The organism is Metabacillus sp. YM-086 (genome assembly GCF_048059995.1).
Classification (GTDB): Bacteria; Bacillota; Bacilli; order Bacillales; family Bacillaceae; genus Metabacillus; species Metabacillus litoralis_B.
Window position 1 is genome coordinate 5,915 of record NZ_JBLUOI010000022.1, and the last position, 20,561, is coordinate 26,475.

Sequence of the window (20,561 nt, forward strand, 5' to 3'; positions counted from 1 at the left end):
AGAAAGCGGAAGAACGTGAGCGAGAAGAGTTAAAGAAGCAAGAAGAAGCACGTAAAAAAGCAGAAGAGCGTAAAAAGAAAGAACAAGAAGATGAAGAAGATGAAGAAGAAGATGAAGATGAGTAATGCTTTTATTAGGGGTTGCCAAGGCAACTCCTTTTTCCCTTCAACTATAAACGTAAATATGATATAAGTTAGTAATACGAGTTAGATGAGTAGCAACAAGGAGGATATCATGAGATTTATTGATATAGAGGATTACAACCCACAGGCCATGCAATTGGCGATGCCTGTTTATGATCGGATGAGACGGATCCTTTTAGCAGCAGGACGTACGATTCACCCTAACTATTTGGAACGTATTAAAGAAATTGGAGTAACAACCCTTGTGGTAGAAGATGCTGAGTCATATGGAATTACATTAGATGAAATGCTGGACATGCCAACTTGGATGGATATTATTGCTGTTGTGCAAGAAGCATTTGAAGATGTGAAAAAAGGAAAAAGATTAAATGTCGTAGCTATTCAAAAGGCTGCCATGACTCTTATCCAAGAAGTAAATGCTCTTAAAACGATCATTTTAATCCCAACAACCTCTATTTCAGAAGGATTGGAGAAATATGCTCACTCAGTAAACGTGGCATTGTTATGTTTACAAATATCAAAGAAAATGAGTTATTCTCCTGTTCAGTTAAGAGATCTTGCCATTGGAGCGTTGCTTCATGATATCGGAAAGGCTGTAACAGATCAAGAAACAGAACATCCTGCAAAAGGCTTTGAGGTAATTAAGGAAAGTCGCGAAATTAGTTTATTATCTGCCCATGTTGCGTTTCAACATCATGAGCTATTAAATGGAAAAGGCTACCCTAGGGGACTTAAGGACAAAGAAGTACTAGAATTCCCACAAATTTGTGGTATAGCAAACTTGTATGATCGTATGCTTTCGAATCAAAAACTTCCTCCACATGAAGCGTTAGAATTGATTATGACTAAAAGTGATGATGAATATTCTCACAAAGTCGTTCAGGCATTTGTGAACAGCGTTCCTTCTTATCTACCTGGTACAAAAGTGGAACTATATACAGGTGAGCAGGCGATTGTGATCGGAATAAAAAATCATTTACAACGACCAGTTATTCGCTTTTTAGATAGTGGTAAAGAATTGAATCTTGCAGAAAATCCTTCTGTTTTAATATCAAAAGTTATTAATTAGTGAAAAGCTCAGAGTCACACGTAGACTCTGGGCTTTTTTTGGCTTGCAAAAAATTATATAACGCAAGAAAGAGGGGAATTGTTTCATGAAAATAAGAAAGTTCAAAAAGAGATGGATGTTTGTTAATAATATGAAATATTGCGTTTTCAAAGAAGTGAACCTGATAGAATTTTATCAGATTCACTTCTTTGTTAATGAAAAAAATTTGAAAAGTGTTAATAGAATAAAGTGTTTTCGACAATATTAGCTATTGACAAACCAATAACAACTCTTTCCAAAATTAATTCTGTCAACATTGTGTCAGACAAAATCGAGTTTAGTTTAAATTGTTTTGTCGTTGTAATCGCTTTATTATTAAGACATGAAGAAAACAACCCATTCTACAAAGAGGTGACATAAATGGAAACAAATCAAAACAAAGGTGATTTTCGCGTTAAGGTCCAACGTTTTGGTAGTTATTTAAGTGGCATGATTATGCCAAATATAGGTGCATTTATTGCATGGGGTATTATTACAGCTTTATTCATTCCTACAGGTTGGGCACCAAACGAAACATTAGCAGCATTGGTTGGTCCGATGATCACATATCTTCTACCTCTATTAATCGGATACACAGGTGGTAAGATGATTTATGACGTACGCGGTGGTGTGGTTGGTGCTACTGCTACGATGGGGGTTATCGTTGGTTCTGAAATCCCAATGTTCTTAGGTGCAATGATTATGGGTCCACTAGGTGGATACTTAATCAAAAAAGTAGACGGACTTTTAAAAGACAAAGTACGTCAAGGATTTGAAATGTTAGTAAACAACTTCTCAGCTGGTATTTTAGGTGCGATTTTAACCCTAGCAGCATTAGTAGGTATTGGTCCAGTTGTTGAAGGTTTAAACAGAGTCTTAGCGGGTGCAGTTCAAGCCATTTTCGATGCAGGATTACTTCCATTAGCAAGTATTTTCATCGAGCCGGCAAAAGTTTTATTCCTAAACAATGCAATTAACCATGGTATTTTAAGTCCAATTGGTATTGAGCAAGCAGCAAGTGCTGGAAAATCAATTTTATTCTTACTTGAAACAAACCCTGGTCCTGGTTTAGGTATTCTTTTAGCTTATATGTTCTTTGGAAGAGGGACTGCAAAACAAACAGCTCCTGGTGCAGTAATTATTCACTTCCTAGGTGGTATTCACGAGATTTACTTCCCGTACATCTTAATGAAGCCTATGTTAATTCTTGCAGCAATCGCTGGTGGTATTAGTGGTGTATTCACATTCTCAATCTTCAATGCAGGTTTAGTAGCAAGTCCTTCACCTGGTAGTATCATTGCCTTACTTGCAATGACGCCAAAAGGTAACTATGTAGGTGTACTTCTAGGTGTAATTGTAGCAGCAGCGGTATCATTCTTAGTAGCTTCTCTAATCTTAAAAACAAGCAAGCAAACAGAAGAAGATCTAACAGAAGCAACTGCAAAAATGGAAGCAATGAAAGGTAAAAAGAGCTCTGTAAGTGGTAACTTAACAGGCGCTGAAGTAGCAGTTGAAGCAACTTCGACTGAAGAATTTGATTTTGCCAATGTGAAAAAAGTCATCTTCGCATGTGACGCAGGTATGGGTTCAAGTGCGATGGGTGCCTCAATCTTAAGAAATAAAGTGAAAAAGGCAGACATTGAAGGTGTTGACGTTTCAAACACTTCAATCAACAACATCCCAGCTGATGCAGATATCGTTATTTCTCACAAAGACTTAACAGACCGTGCAAAAGCAAAATTGCCAACTGCTTATCACGTATCAGTTGATAATTTCTTAAACAGCCCGAAATATGATGATATAATTGAGAAGTTAAAATAATTAGGGAGGATGCGACTACTTTGGGTAGCGCATCCTTTTTATATTTTAAGGTGTGAATTGTTGGGGCGGGGTGGCGCGTTGCGAAAGTTGTCGGAAATTGTCTAATCGGAGATAAAAGTGTGAAAATCGAAGATAAAACCTTCAGAATCGAAGATAAATTTGGATAATCGAAGATAAAACCTTCAAAATCGAAGATAAGACATTCAGAAACCGCAGAAAAGTTTAAATAATTCTAAATAACCACGCCAAAATCACAAATAAACAGCACTTTTCAAGCTGTATGTCGCAATACGAAGTTGGGAAAGGTAAATAGAAACAGGTTTTCATTCACTAATTAAATAATGTCATCATCATATCTGAAAAAATTGCTGTTTCTATCTTTTGAACCTACATACTAGTCACATTTATAATTAAACTATGTCAATAACTCATGTTGAAACGAGTTGATGGGGAATGATTGTTTCCGCTAGGGAGCGTCTTATTCTTCAATATTTAATTGAAGAAGCTAATCAGGAAGTGACAATTAAGGAGCTTGCTGACTTAATTGATGTAAGTGAAAGAACGATTCATAGAGATCTGAAAAATATTGAGTCTGTGTTACAAGACTTCAAGCTTGAGTTGGTAAAACGAGCTGGGATTGGTATTAAGATTATTGGAGATGAAAGTAGTTTTCATGAATTAAGAATTTCGATTCAAAAGCAGGATTATAAGGAATACACACCTGACGAACGAATGATGGTGGCACTTTGTACATTATTAGATCATCAGCAGCCAATGAAACTTCAATCATTGGCAAACGATCTTGGCGTCACAACCGCAACAATTAGTCATGATCTTGATAAATTAGAGCCTTTTGTACAGGAATATGGGTTGAACTTAATTCGAAGAAGAGGTTATGGAATAGAGCTAACCGGAGCGGAGGAAGCAAAGCGGAAGGCGATCACTAGCTTGATTTCCAACCGGTTTGATGTTCCTGACTTTTTACGAATGGTCCGGGAAAACATTGAAAGAAAATCTTCAAATAAAATTGATTCCATTTCAGAGCGACTGCTGGGTCTCGTTCAAAAAGAAAAACTCATTATAATAGAAAATCTAATTAATACGATTAATTCACGCTTGCCATATCCATTAGCCGACAGCTCATACGTTGGGTTAGTTGTTCACCTTGCACTTGCGATTGAACGAATTCAGCGTGGTGAGAACATCACAATAAAGGGCGAATATCTTGATCAGCTGAAGGAATCCCGTGAGTTTGCTTTTGCAAATGAAATTGCGATGAAGCTTGAAGAAACCTTTAGTATCGACATACCTGAAGATGAAAAAGGGTATATTACGATGCATTTAAGAGGCGCAAAGCTTCGATTTGAAGGTAAGATGGATATCCAGGATGAAAATGTCGAGATTGCCTATCTTGTTCAAAGGTTAATTGAGCAGGTAGAAAAGCTTACTGGTAAAGGATTAAAGCATGATCAATCTCTTTTTCAAGGCTTGATAGCCCATCTTCAGCCTGCTGTTTATCGGTTAAAGCAGGGGATGAAAATTACAAATCCACTTCTTCAAGAAATTAAACGAGATTACCAGGAGCTTTTTCAAGTCCTTCAACAAGCTGTAAGTGTAACTTTGCCGTTTGAAAAAGTCCCGGATGAAGAAGTTGGATACCTAGTGTTGCACTTTGGTGCAGCCCTAAATAAACGAAAAAACGTAAAAAAATTAAAGGCGTTAATTATCTGCTCAAGTGGTATAGGAACATCAAAAATGCTTGCCACACAGATTAATAATCAATTTCCGCATATTGCAGAGCTTAGAAACATATCAGCATTTGAATTGAGAGATATTAATGTTAGCGAGTATGATCTTATTTTATCTACAATTCCTATAGAAGACATTTCAAGTGATTATTTGCTTGTTAGCCCAATTTTAACAGCAGATGAATTACATAAGATAAAAGATTATATTGAAGAAAAAGGGCTAGAAATAGCAACAGGTTCAAGCTTCTATGAGGTAAAGGAAGACGAAGAAAAGTTACCATTAACCTTCGAGCAGTACCAAGAGTTTACTGGTAAGTCACACATTTTACTAAAACTTTTAGAGGAATTAGAAGTGTTTGATATAGAAAATACAGAACAATTAAGGTCAATCCTAGCACCTGTTAGTCAGAGGTTAAAAGATAAAGGATTCGTTCATAATGAAAACGATATTGTGGAAGCTTTGCTACTGCGTGAGCATGTTGGTGGGCTAGCAATACCTGAAACAAAACTAGCCTTATTCCATGCTAGAAGCGAGACAGTTGTCCGACCTGGCTTTCATGTACTTAACCTCCAGCGCTCGGTCACTTTACGTGCGATGGACAATGAAATGCTTGAGGTTTCAAGAATTCTTTTGCTTATTGCACCTGAACATGCAAATGCTGAGGATTTGGAGATTATGAGCTTTATCAGTGCTAGCATTATTGAATCATTAGAAAGTATTACCATGTTTGAAACGGCTACGAAAAGTAGTCTTATTCAATATATTAGTCAAAAATATTTTACAAACTTTGTTCAAAACTTAAGGAGTGTTTATTAATGAGTATTTTAAACCAAGAAAACATAATATTAAATCAACAATATAGCGATAAAACAGAGGCAATTAAAGCAACAGGTCAGATCTTAGTAGACAAAGGATATGTAGAGCCAGCTTATATCGAAGCCATGTTACAAAGAGAAGAATTATCTTCAACGTTCATGGGTAACTTTGTTGCCATTCCGCACGGAACAGAAGAAGCAAAATCAGCTGTTCTTAACTCAGGATTATCAGTTATTCAAGTACCTGGTGGGGTTGACTTCGGTAATGGTAACACAGTAAAACTTCTAATCGGAATTGCAGGTAAAGGCGACGAGCACTTAGACATTCTTTCTAAGATTGCCATTGTTCTTTCTGAAGAAGAAAATGTTGAAAAACTTGTTCAAGCACAAACGAAAGAGGAAATACTGCAACTTCTTAGCGAGGTGAACTAATTTGAAGGCGACTCACTTTGGTGCCGGTAATATCGGACGCGGCTTCATCGGCCTTCTTCTTCATCAATCAGGCTATTCAGTTGAATTTGTTGATGTAAATGAAGCGTTGATCAATGAATTAAATCAAGAGAAATCTTACCGTGTGATGCTTGCAAACGAAGAAAAGCAGGAAACTTTTGTTGAAGGAGTTTCAGGCATTAACAGTCAGCAATCTCCAGATGCAGTTGTGGAATCAATCTCTACAGCTGATATCGTAACAACTGCAGTTGGTCCACATATTTTAAAATTTGTGGCCCCTTTAATTGCAGAAGGCTTGAAAAAACGTAAGGAAATCGGTGGTGCAGCACTTAACGTCATTGCTTGTGAAAATATGGTTGGGGGCAGTAGTGAGCTTAAAAAGAATGTGTTAGAAAAGCTTAATGAAGAAGAACAAGCATGGGTGGAAGAACATATCGGCTTCCCGAACTCTGCAGTAGATCGTATCGTACCAAATCAAAACAACGAACGTCTTTTAGATGTCCTTGTTGAACCATTCCATGAATGGGTGATTGATGCTACACAAATCAAGGGTGTACAGCCGAAAATTGAGGAAGCACTTTTCGTTGAAAATCTTTCAGCTTATATTGAGCGTAAGCTATTCACGGTCAACACAGGGCATGCTGCAACTGCTTATTTAGGAAATTTAGCAGGTCTTAACACAATTGCAGAAACAATTTCGAAGGAAGACGTGAAGAAAGATGTGTTAGGAACACTTGGTGAAACAGGTAAGGTGTTAGTGTCTAAATACGGCTTTGATGCCGATCAACATCAAACGTACATTGAGAAAATCATTGGACGCTTTGCTAACCCATATATTGTCGATGATGTTCAGCGTGTTGGAAGAGCACCAATTCGTAAGCTTGGACCAAAAGACCGTCTTGTGGCACCAGCATTAGAATACCTAAATGAATTCAATGAAGTGCCAGAACACCTTGTAAAGGTTATGGCAGCGGCATTACAATTTGTATCACAAGAAGATCAGGAATCATTAGAGCTGAAACAAAAGGTAGAAGAAAAAGGTGCAGCAGCTGCATTTAGTGAAGTTGCAGGCTTAGCTATGGATCACCCATTGGTTGAGAAGGTAGCGGAGAAATTTTAATCGTGTATTTTGTGAAGTGTCGCCACTATGAGGGCGTCACTTTTTTGCCTTTGGGGGATGTCTATTCTTGTCGAATGATAGACTTTTAATTGAAGTTGATAGATTCGCTGAATCTTGGGCCAGAACTTCCGAATTCTTAAGATTCCTGTCTCAATTCGGAGGGTATCGGGACAAACGCCAGTGCCATGAGTGGATTTCTGTCCCGATACAGGGGGTATTGGGACAAACGCCAGAGCTATGAGTAGATTTCTGTCCCGATTCGGAGGGTATCGGGACAAACGCCAGTGCCATGAGTGGATTTCTGTCCCGATACAGGGGGTATCGGGACAAACGCTAGTGCTAAGAGTGAATTTCTGTCCCGATTCGGAGGGTATCGGGACAAACGCCAGAGCTATGAGTAGATTTCTGTCCCGATACAGGGGTATCGGGACAAACGCCAGTGCCATGAGTAGATTTCTGTCCCAATACAGGGGGTATCGGGACAAACGCCAGAGCTATGAGTAGATTTCTGTCCCGATACAGGGGGAATCGGGACAAACACTAGTGCTATGAGCGGATTTCTGTCCCGATACAGGGGGAATTGGGACAAACGCGAGAGCTATGAGTAGATTTCTGTCCCGATACAGGGGGAATCGGGACAAACACTAGTGCTATGAGCGGATTTCTGTCCTGATTCAGGGTGTATCTGGACAAACGCTAGTGCTATGAGTGGATTTCTGTCCCAATTCAGGGTGTATCTGGACAAACGCCAGTGCCATGAGTAGATTTCTGTCCCGATACAGGGGGAATCGGGACAAACACTAGTGCTATGAGTAGATTTCTGTCCCGATTCGGAGGGTATCGGGACAAACGCCAGTGCCATGAGTAGATTTCTGTCCCGATACAGAGGGTATCAGGACAAACGCCAGTGCTATGAGTAGATTTCTGTCCCGATACAGGGGGTATTGGGACAAACGCTAGAGTTATGAGTAGATTTCTGTCCCGATACAGGGGGTATCAGGACAAACGCCAGTGCTATGAGTAGATTTCTGTCCCGATACAGGGAGTATCGTGACAAACACCAGTTCATGAGTAGATTTCTGTCCCGATACAGGGGATATCTGGACAAACGCCAGTGCCATGAGTAGATTTCTGTCCCGATACGGGGAGTATCGGGACAAACACTAGTGCTATGAGTGGATTTCTGTCCCGATACAGGGGGTATTGGGACAAACACTAGTGCTATGAGTGAATTTCTGTCCGATTCGGAGGGTATCGTGACAGGAACCTGTTCGAACGTGTTATACCTTAGAAATTCTGAAAACAATGTATCTATGCTTCAAAACAGGCACCAAAAAACCCTCACCTATCCAATCTAGGATGTGAGGGTTTCTTCGACAAACTTCGGGCGGTGACAGTGCTCCAGTCAAACCTACGCCAAATCCGCAGCTCCTTGTGCAATCAAATCAAAAAGTTCTTCGATGTCATCGGCTTCAACGCATGAGAAGGCGATGCGAAGGTCTGTTGAGTTGATTGAGATGGTTCCTACTCCGTATTTGTCTAGTAGGTGTAGGCGGAGTTCTTCGGCGTCAATTCCGTTAAGTTTTAGGCACATGAAGTAGCCAGAGTTGAATGGATAGTAAGTCCAGTATTTTTGGTATTCTTCTTTTGCCAGAACTTCTTTTGTTTTATCTGCACGGCTTTTCATCAGTGCAAATTTTTGTTCTTTTTCTACAGCGAATTCATTTGATTTTAGTGATTGTAGAATCAGTGTTTGAGATGGGTGAGAGCTGCTAGAGATTGTTCCTCTGATTAACCCTTTTGTTTTTTGCTCAAGTGCGTTTAAGATCGCGGCACTTTTGCTTGCGTATGTGATGAATCCAACACGGAAGCCCCATACATAGTTTTCTTTTGTTGCACCGTCAACTTTTACAGCAAGAATGCGTTCGTGAGCATCTGCTAAGTAGCTGAAAATGGATTCTTTCATAGACTCTTCATAGAATAAGCCAAAATAAGCATCGTCGATTAAGACAACAACATTTAAGCCTTCTTCAGCTGCTTCTGTTAACACTGCTGCAATTTCTTTTGCTTCCGACTCAAGTGGTGTGTAACCAGTTGGGTTGTTAGGGAAGTTTAAAAGAACGATGACTTTACCAGAAGATTTTTGAGCAGAAATTGTTTCTTTTAATGCTGCTGTATTAAAGCCATTTTCTGCATTAAATAATGGGAAAGTGACAACATTTGCACCGCGGCGTACTTTAAATGTTAAGTTGTAGTTACCCCAGAATTTATCAGGCACAATGACCGGAGTGCCTTCATCAGCGAATAAGTCAGCAACAATGCTTAAACCGTGTGTTAATGCGTTTGTAACAATTGGAGAACCAACTACCTCGCTGTTTACACTTGGGTTATCCTTTAGGATTTTTTCTTTCCAAACTTTTCGTAATTCTTCTTTCCCTTGTGGTGGTGCATATGGATACAAGTCTTTTGGTGCTACACGATCTCCAAAAAGGTTTTGCAAGTGATTGAAATGCATTGGTTGATTGCCTTCTGTTGCAATTCCAATTGTTGCGTTGAAGCGGTGAGCTTTTTTGCCTGCTTCAGCTGATTGACTTAAAATTCCCTTTGGATAGAACATTTCCTTTCCAAGCTGGGATAACATATTATAGACATGTTCATTATCTTCTTTGATTGCTTGGTTTAAAGCTTGTGCTAATTCATTCATGATCCTATCTTTTCACCTCTATGGGAAATAATATTTTGAAAATTCATTAAGAAGTATTTTAACATAGTGAGGGTTGTTCTCACAGTGGTTATTACACTTTAAATTGAAATTTCTTAGACTTTTCTTTATTTGAAGAAAATAAACGATAAAACATACAACATTTACCATCGGTTCACGATATACTAATTGTGAAAAGATCAGTTGTGGATGAGAGGAATTTACATGAATATTGTATCAATATTACTTGGTTTTATTATCGTTTTAAATATTTTATTTGCGATTGTGATGATTTTTAGAGAAAGAAGAGATGCGCCGTCTTCATGGGCGTGGTTGCTTGTTCTCTTTTTTATTCCGGTTTTAGGATTTGTGCTTTATCTGCTTTTTGGTCAAAATTTAAGTCGATACCACATGTTTCAATGGGAAGACCGGAAAAAGCTTGGAATTGAAAAGCTATTGGCCACTCAGCTTGAAGAAATTCGCAAAAATACATTTGCTTTTCAGAGTGAAACGGCCAAGCAGCATAAGCAGTTAATTAATATGCAGGTTATTAACAATGATGCTGTGTTAACAGAAGACAACTCTGTTGATATTTTTACGGATGGAAATGAGAAGTTTGCTCAGCTGTTCAAAGATATTGAAGAGGCGACCGATCACATACATTTACAATATTATATTTTGAAAAACGGAGAACTTGGTAAGAAGCTGATTGCGGCTTTAACGAAGAAGGCAGCCCAAGGTGTTAAAGTGAGAGTTTTATATGATGATCTTGGCTCGAGAGGATTAAGAAAATCGTTTTTCAAAGAGCTTCGTACTGCTGAAGGTGAGGTGGAGGTGTTCTTTCCTTCAAAGCTAAGATGGATTAATTTACGCTTGAATTATCGTAATCATCGGAAGCTTGTTATTATTGATGGTAAAACAGGGTATGTAGGTGGCTTTAATGTGGGTGACGAATATTTAGGTCTTGATCCTTCATTCGGTTACTGGCGTGATACACACTTAAGAATTCAAGGAACGGCGGTACATGCGATTCAAGCAAGGTTTATTCTTGATTGGAATCAAGCAACAGAAAAGCGGACGATTGCTTATTCACAGGAGCTTTTTCCTGAACCTGTTATATCAGTTGGGAACAGCAGCCTGCAAATTGTGACGAGTGGTCCTGATTCAGAATGGGAACAAATCAAAAATGGCTATATCAAGATGATTTCTACCGCAAAAAAATCGGTCTGTATTCAAACACCATATTTTATTCCTGATGCTAGCTTGCTTGATGCGTTAAAGATAGCCTGTTTATCAGGGATTGAAGTGCAGCTTATGATTCCAAATAAGCCTGATCATCCATTTGTGTACTGGGCCACTCTCTCATATGTTGCCGAATTATTAAATTCAGGGGCGAAGGTGTACATATATGACAATGGTTTCATTCATGCCAAAATGATTGTCGTAGATAATGAAATAGCCTCTGTTGGAACAGCGAATATCGATGTAAGAAGCTTTAAGCTGAATTTTGAAGTAAATGCTTTTATTTATGATGAAAATATTGCTAGAAAACTATCAGAAGAGTTTCAACATGATGTTATGCAGTCTCGGGAATATACTTTGGAAGCTTACCATCAACGTTCAAAGGCCATTCGATTTAAGGAATCTGTTTCCAGATTGCTATCTCCTATCTTATAATGAATTTAAGCCCTTTTTACTATTTGACTGTTTTTTAATGAATGTATAACGAACTAGTATGATAAGGAGGAAATTGTGTGGTAGAGCTACTGAAATTAAAGCCTGTTTTTAAAGAACGTATTTGGGGTGGAACAACATTAAGAGATTCCTTCCAGTACGATATTCCGAGTGAGCATACGGGGGAGTGTTGGGCAATTAGTGCGCACCCAAATGGAAATAGTACCGTTCAAAATGGACCCTTTGCAGGAAAGGAATTAAGTTGGCTATGGGACAACCACCAAGAGCTTTTTGGACATACAAGCGGTGATCGCTTTCCTCTAAGCGGTGATCGCTTTCCTCTATTAACGAAAATACTAGATGCTAAAGCAGACTTAAGTGTACAAGTTCATCCGAATGATACATATGCGAAAGAACATGAAAATGGCGAACTAGGCAAAACAGAGTGCTGGTATATTATTGATTGTAAAGAAGGGGCCGAAATGATTTTTGGCCATCATGCCCGTACAAAAGAAGAGCTGGTCACGATGATTCATTCTGGTCGTTGGGAGGACTTGTTAAGAAGAGTAAAAATTAAGCCCGGTGACTTTTTTTATGTTCCAAGCGGGACTATTCATGCGTTATGTGAAGGAACACTTGTGTTGGAAACGCAGCAAAGCTCTGACACTACCTACCGTGTATACGATTATGATCGCGTTGATCATAATGGAGAGAAAAGAGAGCTTCACTTATCAAAGGCTATTCAGGTAACAACTGTACCTGACGATGTGAATCAAGTAAAACCTTATAAGGAAGAGCATGGTTCAACGGTCATTACGACATTTGTAGAAGAAGAGTATTTTTCTGTTTATAAGTGGAATGTTGTTAGCGAATATATACATAAAAACGATGCACCTTTTCTGTTGTGCAGTGTAATTAATGGGCAAGGTTTTGTAAAAACAAAGGAAGAAACACTTTCGGTTCAAAGAGGTGACCATTTTCTAGTAACAGCAAATGCCAAAGAAATGCTCGTAGATGGTACACTTGAACTAATTGTGTCGCATACATAAGTGAGTCTCCCTTAAGGGGGCTTTTTTCTATGGAAATGAATTAGGTACTTTCTAATCTTTAAAAAAGTGGAGGTGGATCTTTGGGGAAACATATAACAATGCGTGATATTGCTACAAAATTAGGTGTAAGTAGTGTTACAGTTTCAAAGGCCTTGAACGATAAAGAAGGCGTCGGCGAGGAGCTTAAGCAAAAAATAAAAGAAACCGCGAAAGAGATGGGCTATCGAATCAATACGTTTGCAAAGGCAATGAAGGAAGGACAGGCTTATAATATTGGTGTTATCATTCCTGAACGTTTTGCTACTGAAACACAGTCTTTCTATCTAAAATTTTATCAACATCTTGCAAAAACACTTGACTCATACCAATATAGTGGAATTCTTCATATTCTGAATACTGATGATGAAGATCAGCTTGTTTTACCGAGGATTTATAATGAGCAAAAAGTGGATGGCATGCTCATTTTAGGACAAATCAGTAATGAATATATAAACCTATTAAATGGGATCGATTTTCCAACTGTGTATCTCGATTTTTATAATGAAAAGGCAAAAGCAGATACGGTAATCACAGATAATTTTTATGGTATGTATGAGATGACAAATTATCTCATACAGAGTGGACATTCAGAAATAGGATTTATTGGGAATATTTATGCAACAAGCAGTATTCAAGATCGTTTTTTAGGTTATTATAAATCCCTTTTAGAGCATAAGCTTGTGCTGAATCAAGATTATGTAGTCAATGATCGTGATGAACGTGGAAACTTGATTGAATTGCAGCTACCTGAAAAACTACCGACGGCATTTGTTTGCAATTGTGACAAAGTAGCTTATCATTTAATAAATAAATTTCATTCGCTAGGGATAAAAGTACCTGAAGACTGTTCTGTAGTTGGTTTTGATAATGATATTTATGCAGAAATCACAAACCCTAAGCTAACAACAGTGGCTGTAGATATTGAAGAAATGTCAAAAACAGCAGTGGACTTAATGATTTCAAAACTGAAGAATAAGGATAGACAATGGGAGCAGGTTTCTGTAAAAGGAAAAATGATCCATCGTAAATCTGTTAAGAAACTAGTGGAATAAATCATAAAACAGGGATGGCTCATCCCTGTTTTATTTTAGCTTAAAGTAATGTTCAATAATAGCAATTAGCTCTTCTAAATCAGGATCATTTTTTATATTACTTAACATCCCCTTGATCACGGGTAAACGCGGTGAATCTTCGTTTATTTCTTCTTCAATCACATCGAGTGTGATGAGAAAGGCTTCATTATCGACCTTCTTTTTCACGAGTGAAATTTCTCTTATTAAATCATCCTTCGTTAGCTCTGGGTATTGTTCGTTTAACTGACAGACGAATTCATCTGATAGTATTGGTTCCTCATCTGATTTTAAGTAGCCTTCAACTAAATCATCAGCTCGTCTTAAAACGAAGACTGCCAACTTATGAAGGTCAAATTGTCCTAAATCAAAAATGATTAGTTTTAAATATGATTGAACAATTCCTTGTAGAATCATATTTAAATCAAAAATATAGAGATTAATCTTTGGACCATAAATTGCGTGAAGAGATCTATGATAGAATCTCCCAATATTTTGAGACATTTTTTTAATAAAGTCCTCGATCTCAGAATTAATCGGTATTGCTTGTTCACGTGTTTGCATAATAATAAATTCTTTGTTTTTTTGAATTTCTTCTAGCTGTGTTTTTAGCTGAAGAACAAATGCATCACGAGGCGATAAATCTTTTACTGGTACAGAATCGACCTTAGACTGAATTAATTGAAACTGATACTTGAATGCTGCAAGTAGTAGAGCATCCTTCGATTTAAAGTATAAGTAAAAGGCGCCTTTTGAAATGCCACAAGCATCAACAATTTCTTGAATCGATGTAGCCGAATATCCTTTTGTTGCAAAAATACTAACGGCTGCCTCAATAATTTTCTTTTCTTTTTCCTTCATTATGACCTAACCTCCTTACTATGAAAGTGCAAGGCGCCCGTTCATCGGCGACAAGCATAAGGCGAATAGGAATAGAAGGTGTTCTCTACCTTCAATTCTTATTTGACTTATGACCTCGAGACGATGGCGCCTGGAGCTAGACATCGAAACTAGGTATGAACTTTTGCCTTTATTAAGCTTAAAAAAATCTATACTTTATATGATGTTTTACAGGGTATACATAAGAACATTTACAAAAAAATTAAAGTTTATTAACAAAATGTTCATTGACTGTGACTGACTAGTCATTTATATTATTAGTTATTGTGACCAGATAGTCAATTGGATTCTAAAAAATGGAGGATGTTATGAATAGCATAATTAATTTTGTTTTGAAAAACAAATTTGCTGTATGGCTGCTTACAATTATTATAACAGTAGCTGGATTATATTCTGGATTAAACATGAAGCTTGAAACAATCCCGAATATTAATACCCCAATTATTTCCGTTACAACGATTTATCCAGGGGCTACACCTGAGGAAGTTGCTGATCATGTTACAGAACCGATAGAAAAGATTGTTCAAAATTTAAATGGAGTGAATGTTGTTAGCTCAAATTCTATGCAAAATGCTTCATCTCTTCAAATCGAATACGGATTTGAAAAAAATATGGATGAAGCTGAAGACGAGCTAAACGATGCATTAACTAATATTGAACTTCCCGATGGTGTTAATGAGCCTAGCGTTTCAAGAATTAGTTTAAATGCATTCCCTATTTTAGCATTAAGTATTGCAAATGATGATCAATCACTTGCAGAGCTTACAACAGTTGTGGAAGACGAAATACTCCCAGCCTTAGAAGGGGTTGAAGGTGTTTCTTCTGTTCAAGTATCTGGTCAACAGTTAGAGGAAGTAGAATTTACTTTTAAAGAAGATAAAATGGCAGAGCTAGGATTAGATGCTGAGACAGTTAAAGGTCTTATCCAAGGCTCGGATGTTACTTTTCCTTTAGGCGTATTAACGTTAGATGAAACAGAAAAATCTGTTGTAGTCGATGGGAACATTACAACTATTGAAGATTTGAAAAATATTGAAATTCCAGTTATGCCTTCGGCGCAGGGAAATCAACAGGCAGCAGCACAAGGTGGTCAATCAGCTGATATGACCGTTCAGTCACCGCAAGCTGGTGCAGGTCAAGCCCAAGCACAAATGCCTGCAAACATCGAATTACCTACTGTAAAGCTATCCGAAATTGCAGATATTGAGTTAGTCGGAAAAGCTGAATCAATTTCTCGTACTAATGGGAAGGAAGCAATTGGCGTTCAAATTGTAAAAGCAACAGACGCTAATACAGTAGATGTTGCCAACGGTATTGAAGAAAAATTAGCTGACTTCGAAGATGAAATTGAAGGTCTTGATGTTGTTTACACACTTGACCAGGCAACACCAATTGAAGAGTCAGTCGGAACGATGCTAAGTAAAGCACTATTTGGAGCGCTTTTCGCGGTTGTCATTATTCTCTTATTCTTAAGAGATATTAAATCAACATTAATCTCAATTATTTCAATTCCGTTGTCATTATTGATCGCGATTATCCTGTTAAATCAAATGGGAATTACGCTGAACATGATGACACTTGGTGCAATGACTGTTGCGATTGGTCGTGTTGTTGATGACTCGATCGTTGTTATTGAAAATATTTACCGAAGAATGTCACTCAAAGGTGAACAATTAAAAGGTAAGGCATTAGTTCGTGAAGCAACAAAAGAGATGTTCATACCAATCATGTCCTCAACAATTGTTACGATCGCGGTATTCTTACCGTTAGCGCTTGTAAAAGGAATGATCGGGGAACTATTCTTACCATTCGCATTAACAATGGTATTTGCGCTTTTAGCATCATTATTAGTTGCGATCACAATTGTACCAATGATGGCGCACAGTTTATTTAAGAAACATTTATATGGCGAAAGTAAAAAATTAAAGCAACATGACGAACACAAACCAGGCAAAATGACAGGTGCTTATCGTTCCATTCTAAATTGGACGTTGAACCACAAGATCATTACATCCCTGATTGCGATTGCTATGTTAGTAGGAAGCTTATTCTTAGTTCCGGTGATCGGCGTTAGTTTCTTATCTTCTGAAGAAGAAAAGATGATGATCGTTACGTACAAACCAGAGCCAGGTGAAACAAGAGAGCAAGCAGAAGAAGCAGCTTTAAGTGCTGAAGAATTCTTCTTGGATAGAGAACATGTGAAAACAGTACAATATTCACTAGGTAGTGAAAACCCTATGAACCCTGGTGACACAAACAGTGCGATGTTCTTCATACTTTATGAAGATGACACGCCAGAATTTGCGAAAGAAAAAGAACAAGTTGTTAAAGATTTAATTGAGGAAGCAGCTGGTGGGGGAGAATGGGCTTCACAAGACTTTGCTTCAATGGGATCTAGCAATGCGATAACAATGTATGTATATGGTAACAGCCTGGAAGACATTGAGCCTGTTGTAGAAGATATCCAAGAGATTATGAAAAACAATGATTCTCTTAAAAATGTAGAATCAAGTATGTCAGAAACATACGATGAGTATACATTTGTAGCTAATCAAGAAGAGTTAAGTAAGCACGGATTAACAGCAGCTCAAATCGGTATGGCACTTAACCCAACAAGAGAACGTCCAATATTAACAACAGTTGAAAAAGACGGTGAAGACCTAAATGTGTATCTTCAAGTAGAAGAAGAAGCATTTGAAACGGTTGATGATTTAACGGAAAAAACAATTCAATCTCCACTTGGAACAGAAGTGAAAATTGGTGATGTTGTTGACGTACAAGAAGGTGAAACATCAAATACTGTTACAAGACGTGATGGGAAAATCTATGTTTCCGTTTCAGGTGAAATAACAACGGATGATGTTGCAAAAGTTTCAACAGATGTTCAAACAAAGGTAGATGATCTAGATCTTCCTTCAACAATTGAAGTAAATATGGGCGGTGTATCAGCAGACATCCAAGAATCATTTACTCAATTAGGGTTAGCCATGTTAGCAGCGATTGCGATTGTTTATCTGATCTTAGTTATCACTTTCGGTGGAGCACTAGCGCCATTTGCGATTCTGTTCTCCTTACCGTTTACGGTAATTGGTGCCCTTGTCGGCTTATTAATTGCTGGTGAAACATTAAGTGTTAACTCAATGATTGGTGCTCTAATGCTTATCGGTATCGTTGTAACAAACGCGATTGTATTAATTGACCGCGTGATCCACAAGGAGAAAGAAGGCTTAAGTACACGTGAGGCCATCTTAGAAGCGGGTACAACTCGTCTTCGTCCTATCCTTATGACGGCAATTGCAACAATCGGTGCCCTCATCCCATTAGCACTAGGACTAGAAGGCGGCGGGATGATCTCAAAAGACCTTGGTGTAACGGTAATTGGTGGCTTAACAAGTTCAACGTTATTAACGCTTGTGATCGTGCCAATTGTATATGAAGCATTAAGCAAGATCCGTCGTAAAAAAACGTTAGTTGAAGAAGAATAAAAGTTGAGAACCTGACACGTTGTGTTGGGTTCTTTTTTGGTTTTTGCTCAATTAATAGGAGTCGAGTGCAAAAAAAAGATAAACTCGTCTTTATCGAATCGACTAAATTAGACAAATGTCGACGAAAATATTTTCCAACTATCTAGCATAATGACCATTGAATAAGCTACAATACGAGTAAACTAGATAAATTTGGCATGTTTTTATATATACATACGTAACAATAAATAAGGACAAGGTTTCTTGGGGGAATAAGCGGTGTTTTCAAAGGGTAAAAGAGATAAATTTTCAGAGCTATTATTAAAAATGACAGATAATCTTCAATCAACAACGCAGTATTGTATTGAACAAAACATATCAAATCATCATGAATTACAGATTTTCTTAGAAGCAATCAAAGAATATGAATCAACTGGTGATGAGCTCATCCAAACAATTACGAGAGAGCTTAATCAAACGTTTATCACACCGATCGATAGAGAGGACATCCTTCAGCTGGCGATTGATATCGATGATGTACTGGATGGTATTGAACATACTGCCGCACTATTTGAAATGTATTCCGTAACAAACGTAACGGAGCATATGAGGAAATTCGTGAACATTAACCATCAATGTGCCGTTGAGATTTCGTTAGCTATTACATGTTTATCGCAGAAAAAATTACAAGCAATCTCACCGTACTCTTTAAAACTCAAAGAACATGAAGCGAATAGTGATAACTTACTTCGTACAGCTGTGAAAAATCTATTTGCTACTGTAAAAGATCCAATTAAAATCATTCAGTATAAGGACATCTATGAATCTCTTGAGGGCATTGTTGACAGCTGTCGCAAAGTGGCGAACACACTTGATAGCATTGTGATGAAAAATGCGTAAGGAGCCGAGCTAGATGGAGATGACGTTGCTTATTACCTGCTTCATTGTTGTCGGTGCTTTGGCTTTTGATTTTATAAATGGATTTCATGATACAGCAAATGCGATTGCAACCAGTGTTTCTACCAAAGCGCTCAAGCCAAGACATGCCGTCATTCTTGCAGCGGTTATGAACTTTGTTGGGGCACTTACATTTACAGGTGTGGCAAAAACGATTACTAGTGGAATTGTGGATCCATTTACATTAGAAAATGGATCGGTTGTGATTTTATCGGCCCTTGTCTCAGCAATAGCATGGAATTTGATTACATGGTATTACGGGATTCCGAGCAGCTCCTCACATGCGATTATTGGATCAATTGTTGGAGCAGCAATTGCTGCGTCTGGCTTTGGAAGCATTAACTACTCAGGGTTTACAAAAATTGTTCAATCCCTGCTAATTTCACCAATTCTAGCATTTATCGTTGGATATGTTGTTTTTAGTCTCTTTAAAGTACTGTTCAAAAATCATTCGCTAACAAAATCGAATAATCGATTTAGGAGAATTCAAATTTTAACAGCTGCTTTTCAAGCCTATACACATGGGACAAATGATGCCCAAAAAGCAATGGGGATCATCACATTAGCTCTTATCGCCAATAACTATCATCAAACAATGGATATTCCGTTTTGGGTACAATTTTCCTGTGCTTTAGCAATGGGATTGGGTACATCTATTGGAGGGTGGAGAATTATTCAAACAGTTGGAAACAAAATTATGAAAATCCGACCAGTTAACGGGGTCGCTGCAGATCTGTCATCGGCTTCAATTATTTTTGCAGCTACCTTTTTTCATCTACCCGTTAGTACAACACATGTGATTTCTTCCTCCATTCTGGGTGTAGGTGCTTCAAATCGAGTAAAAGGAGTTAATTGGGGTACAGCCCAAACCATGATTTTTACTTGGGTAATAACACTGCCTGCAGCAGCTATTTTGGCAGGAATTGTCTATTATTTTCTTCAGTTCTTCTTATAATTTTTGAGAATGTTTCCCCTCGTCTCACATATAAATGTGTACAAGGAAGATTGGGGGAGATAAAATGGATATCTTATTTTTAATTGTAAGTTTATTATTATTGAGCCTTATCACAGGAATGCGCATGCTGATTTCTATATGGGGTAAGAAATACCGTTATACCACTGCTTGGAATTTAGTTGATTCAAAGAATGAACGAAAAAATGTGAGAAAACGCGCGATTAGAAAATATGGAAGATAGGCAGGAGTATTTTACTTCTGCTTTTTTCTGTAATAAAAAATGGGAAGCTATCGTTAATACTTAGTCATTTGTGTATGGTTTTTAAGTGAAAAAGTGAAAAAAGCATACGTAAACGAGAAATGTGTATGCTTTTGCATAGCTAGTCAGGTTAAAACAATTCGCAAGATCCAGAAAAAGGGAAATTTAATATGAATGGAGCTTAAACTTGTAGTTATTTTCCAGTTATGTATCCTTTTTAAGTGAAAAAATGAAAAAAGCATACGTAAACGAGAAATGTGTATGCTTTTGCATAGCTAGTCAGGTTAAAACCATTCGTAAGATCCAGA

General features: G+C 37.8%; 14 protein-coding genes. 12 read left to right on the forward strand and 2 right to left on the reverse strand.

Translation table 11 applies throughout. From position 1 onward, the window contains the following. Positions 1-234 precede the first annotated feature (234 nt). From ACEWK1_RS11450 to ACEWK1_RS11470, 5 genes are all read left to right on the forward strand, one after another. Positions 235-1,212, forward strand: a complete 978-nt coding sequence (locus ACEWK1_RS11450) for an HD-GYP domain-containing protein (protein ID WP_212135872.1) — start codon at positions 235-237, stop codon at positions 1,210-1,212. A gap of 399 nt (positions 1,213-1,611) precedes the next feature. Beyond that, positions 1,612-3,051 (forward strand): PTS mannitol transporter subunit IICB, encoded by a 1,440-nt coding sequence (locus ACEWK1_RS11455; RefSeq protein ID WP_212135874.1) that lies wholly within the window; start codon positions 1,612-1,614, stop codon positions 3,049-3,051. Positions 3,052-3,504: 453 nt separating this feature from the next. After that, a complete protein-coding gene (locus tag ACEWK1_RS11460) occupies positions 3,505-5,616 on the forward strand; it encodes a BglG family transcription antiterminator (RefSeq protein ID WP_212135876.1) in 2,112 nt (703 codons plus the stop codon). Next, on the forward strand, positions 5,616-6,047 hold the full coding sequence (locus tag ACEWK1_RS11465) for a PTS sugar transporter subunit IIA (RefSeq protein ID WP_121663537.1): 432 nt from the start codon (positions 5,616-5,618) through the stop codon (positions 6,045-6,047). Before ACEWK1_RS11460 ends, ACEWK1_RS11465 begins: the two co-directional genes overlap by 1 nt. Before the next feature lies 1 nt (position 6,048). Further along, a complete protein-coding gene (locus ACEWK1_RS11470; protein ID WP_212135878.1) occupies positions 6,049-7,185 on the forward strand; it encodes a mannitol-1-phosphate 5-dehydrogenase in 1,137 nt (378 codons plus the stop codon). 1,411 nt (positions 7,186-8,596) lie between these two features. Here ACEWK1_RS11470 and ACEWK1_RS11475 read toward each other — a convergent pair. Continuing rightward, positions 8,597-9,889 carry an aminotransferase class I/II-fold pyridoxal phosphate-dependent enzyme gene (locus ACEWK1_RS11475; protein WP_212135880.1) on the reverse strand — a complete coding sequence of 431 codons (1,293 nt, stop codon included), beginning with the start codon at positions 9,887-9,889 and terminating at the stop codon, positions 8,597-8,599. A 222-nt stretch (positions 9,890-10,111) separates the two neighbouring features. Between ACEWK1_RS11475 and cls the strand changes: the two genes are divergently transcribed. From cls to ACEWK1_RS11490, 3 genes are all read left to right on the forward strand, one after another. Beyond that, the gene (cls, locus tag ACEWK1_RS11480) at positions 10,112-11,563 is read left to right on the forward strand and encodes a cardiolipin synthase (RefSeq protein WP_212135883.1); all 1,452 of its coding nucleotides are present in this window, start codon (positions 10,112-10,114) and stop codon (positions 11,561-11,563) included. A 77-nt stretch (positions 11,564-11,640) separates the two neighbouring features. Continuing rightward, positions 11,641-12,609 carry a mannose-6-phosphate isomerase, class I gene (manA, locus tag ACEWK1_RS11485; RefSeq protein ID WP_212135884.1) on the forward strand — a complete coding sequence of 323 codons (969 nt, stop codon included), beginning with the start codon at positions 11,641-11,643 and terminating at the stop codon, positions 12,607-12,609. An 80-nt stretch (positions 12,610-12,689) separates the two neighbouring features. Further along, on the forward strand, positions 12,690-13,700 hold the full coding sequence (locus ACEWK1_RS11490) for a substrate-binding domain-containing protein (RefSeq protein ID WP_232273805.1): 1,011 nt from the start codon (positions 12,690-12,692) through the stop codon (positions 13,698-13,700). A 30-nt stretch (positions 13,701-13,730) separates the two neighbouring features. On the opposite strand, the gene ACEWK1_RS11495 is transcribed toward ACEWK1_RS11490, so the two are convergent. Then, complete coding sequence (locus ACEWK1_RS11495) at positions 13,731-14,579, reverse strand: TetR/AcrR family transcriptional regulator (protein ID WP_121663532.1); 849 nt, start codon at positions 14,577-14,579, stop codon at positions 13,731-13,733. A 347-nt stretch (positions 14,580-14,926) separates the two neighbouring features. Here ACEWK1_RS11495 and ACEWK1_RS11500 point away from each other — a divergent pair, with 347 nt between their 5' ends. From ACEWK1_RS11500 to ACEWK1_RS11515, 4 genes are all read left to right on the forward strand, one after another. Next, the gene (locus ACEWK1_RS11500) at positions 14,927-18,103 is read left to right on the forward strand and encodes an efflux RND transporter permease subunit (protein WP_212135885.1); all 3,177 of its coding nucleotides are present in this window, start codon (positions 14,927-14,929) and stop codon (positions 18,101-18,103) included. 258 nt (positions 18,104-18,361) lie between these two features. Continuing rightward, a complete protein-coding gene (locus ACEWK1_RS11505; RefSeq protein ID WP_212135886.1) occupies positions 18,362-18,982 on the forward strand; it encodes a DUF47 domain-containing protein in 621 nt (206 codons plus the stop codon). A gap of 13 nt (positions 18,983-18,995) precedes the next feature. Then, complete coding sequence (locus tag ACEWK1_RS11510; protein ID WP_212135887.1) at positions 18,996-19,994, forward strand: inorganic phosphate transporter; 999 nt, start codon at positions 18,996-18,998, stop codon at positions 19,992-19,994. Between the two features lie 64 nt (positions 19,995-20,058). After that, on the forward strand, positions 20,059-20,235 hold the full coding sequence (locus ACEWK1_RS11515) for a hypothetical protein (protein ID WP_212135888.1): 177 nt from the start codon (positions 20,059-20,061) through the stop codon (positions 20,233-20,235). Positions 20,236-20,561 lie beyond the last annotated feature (326 nt).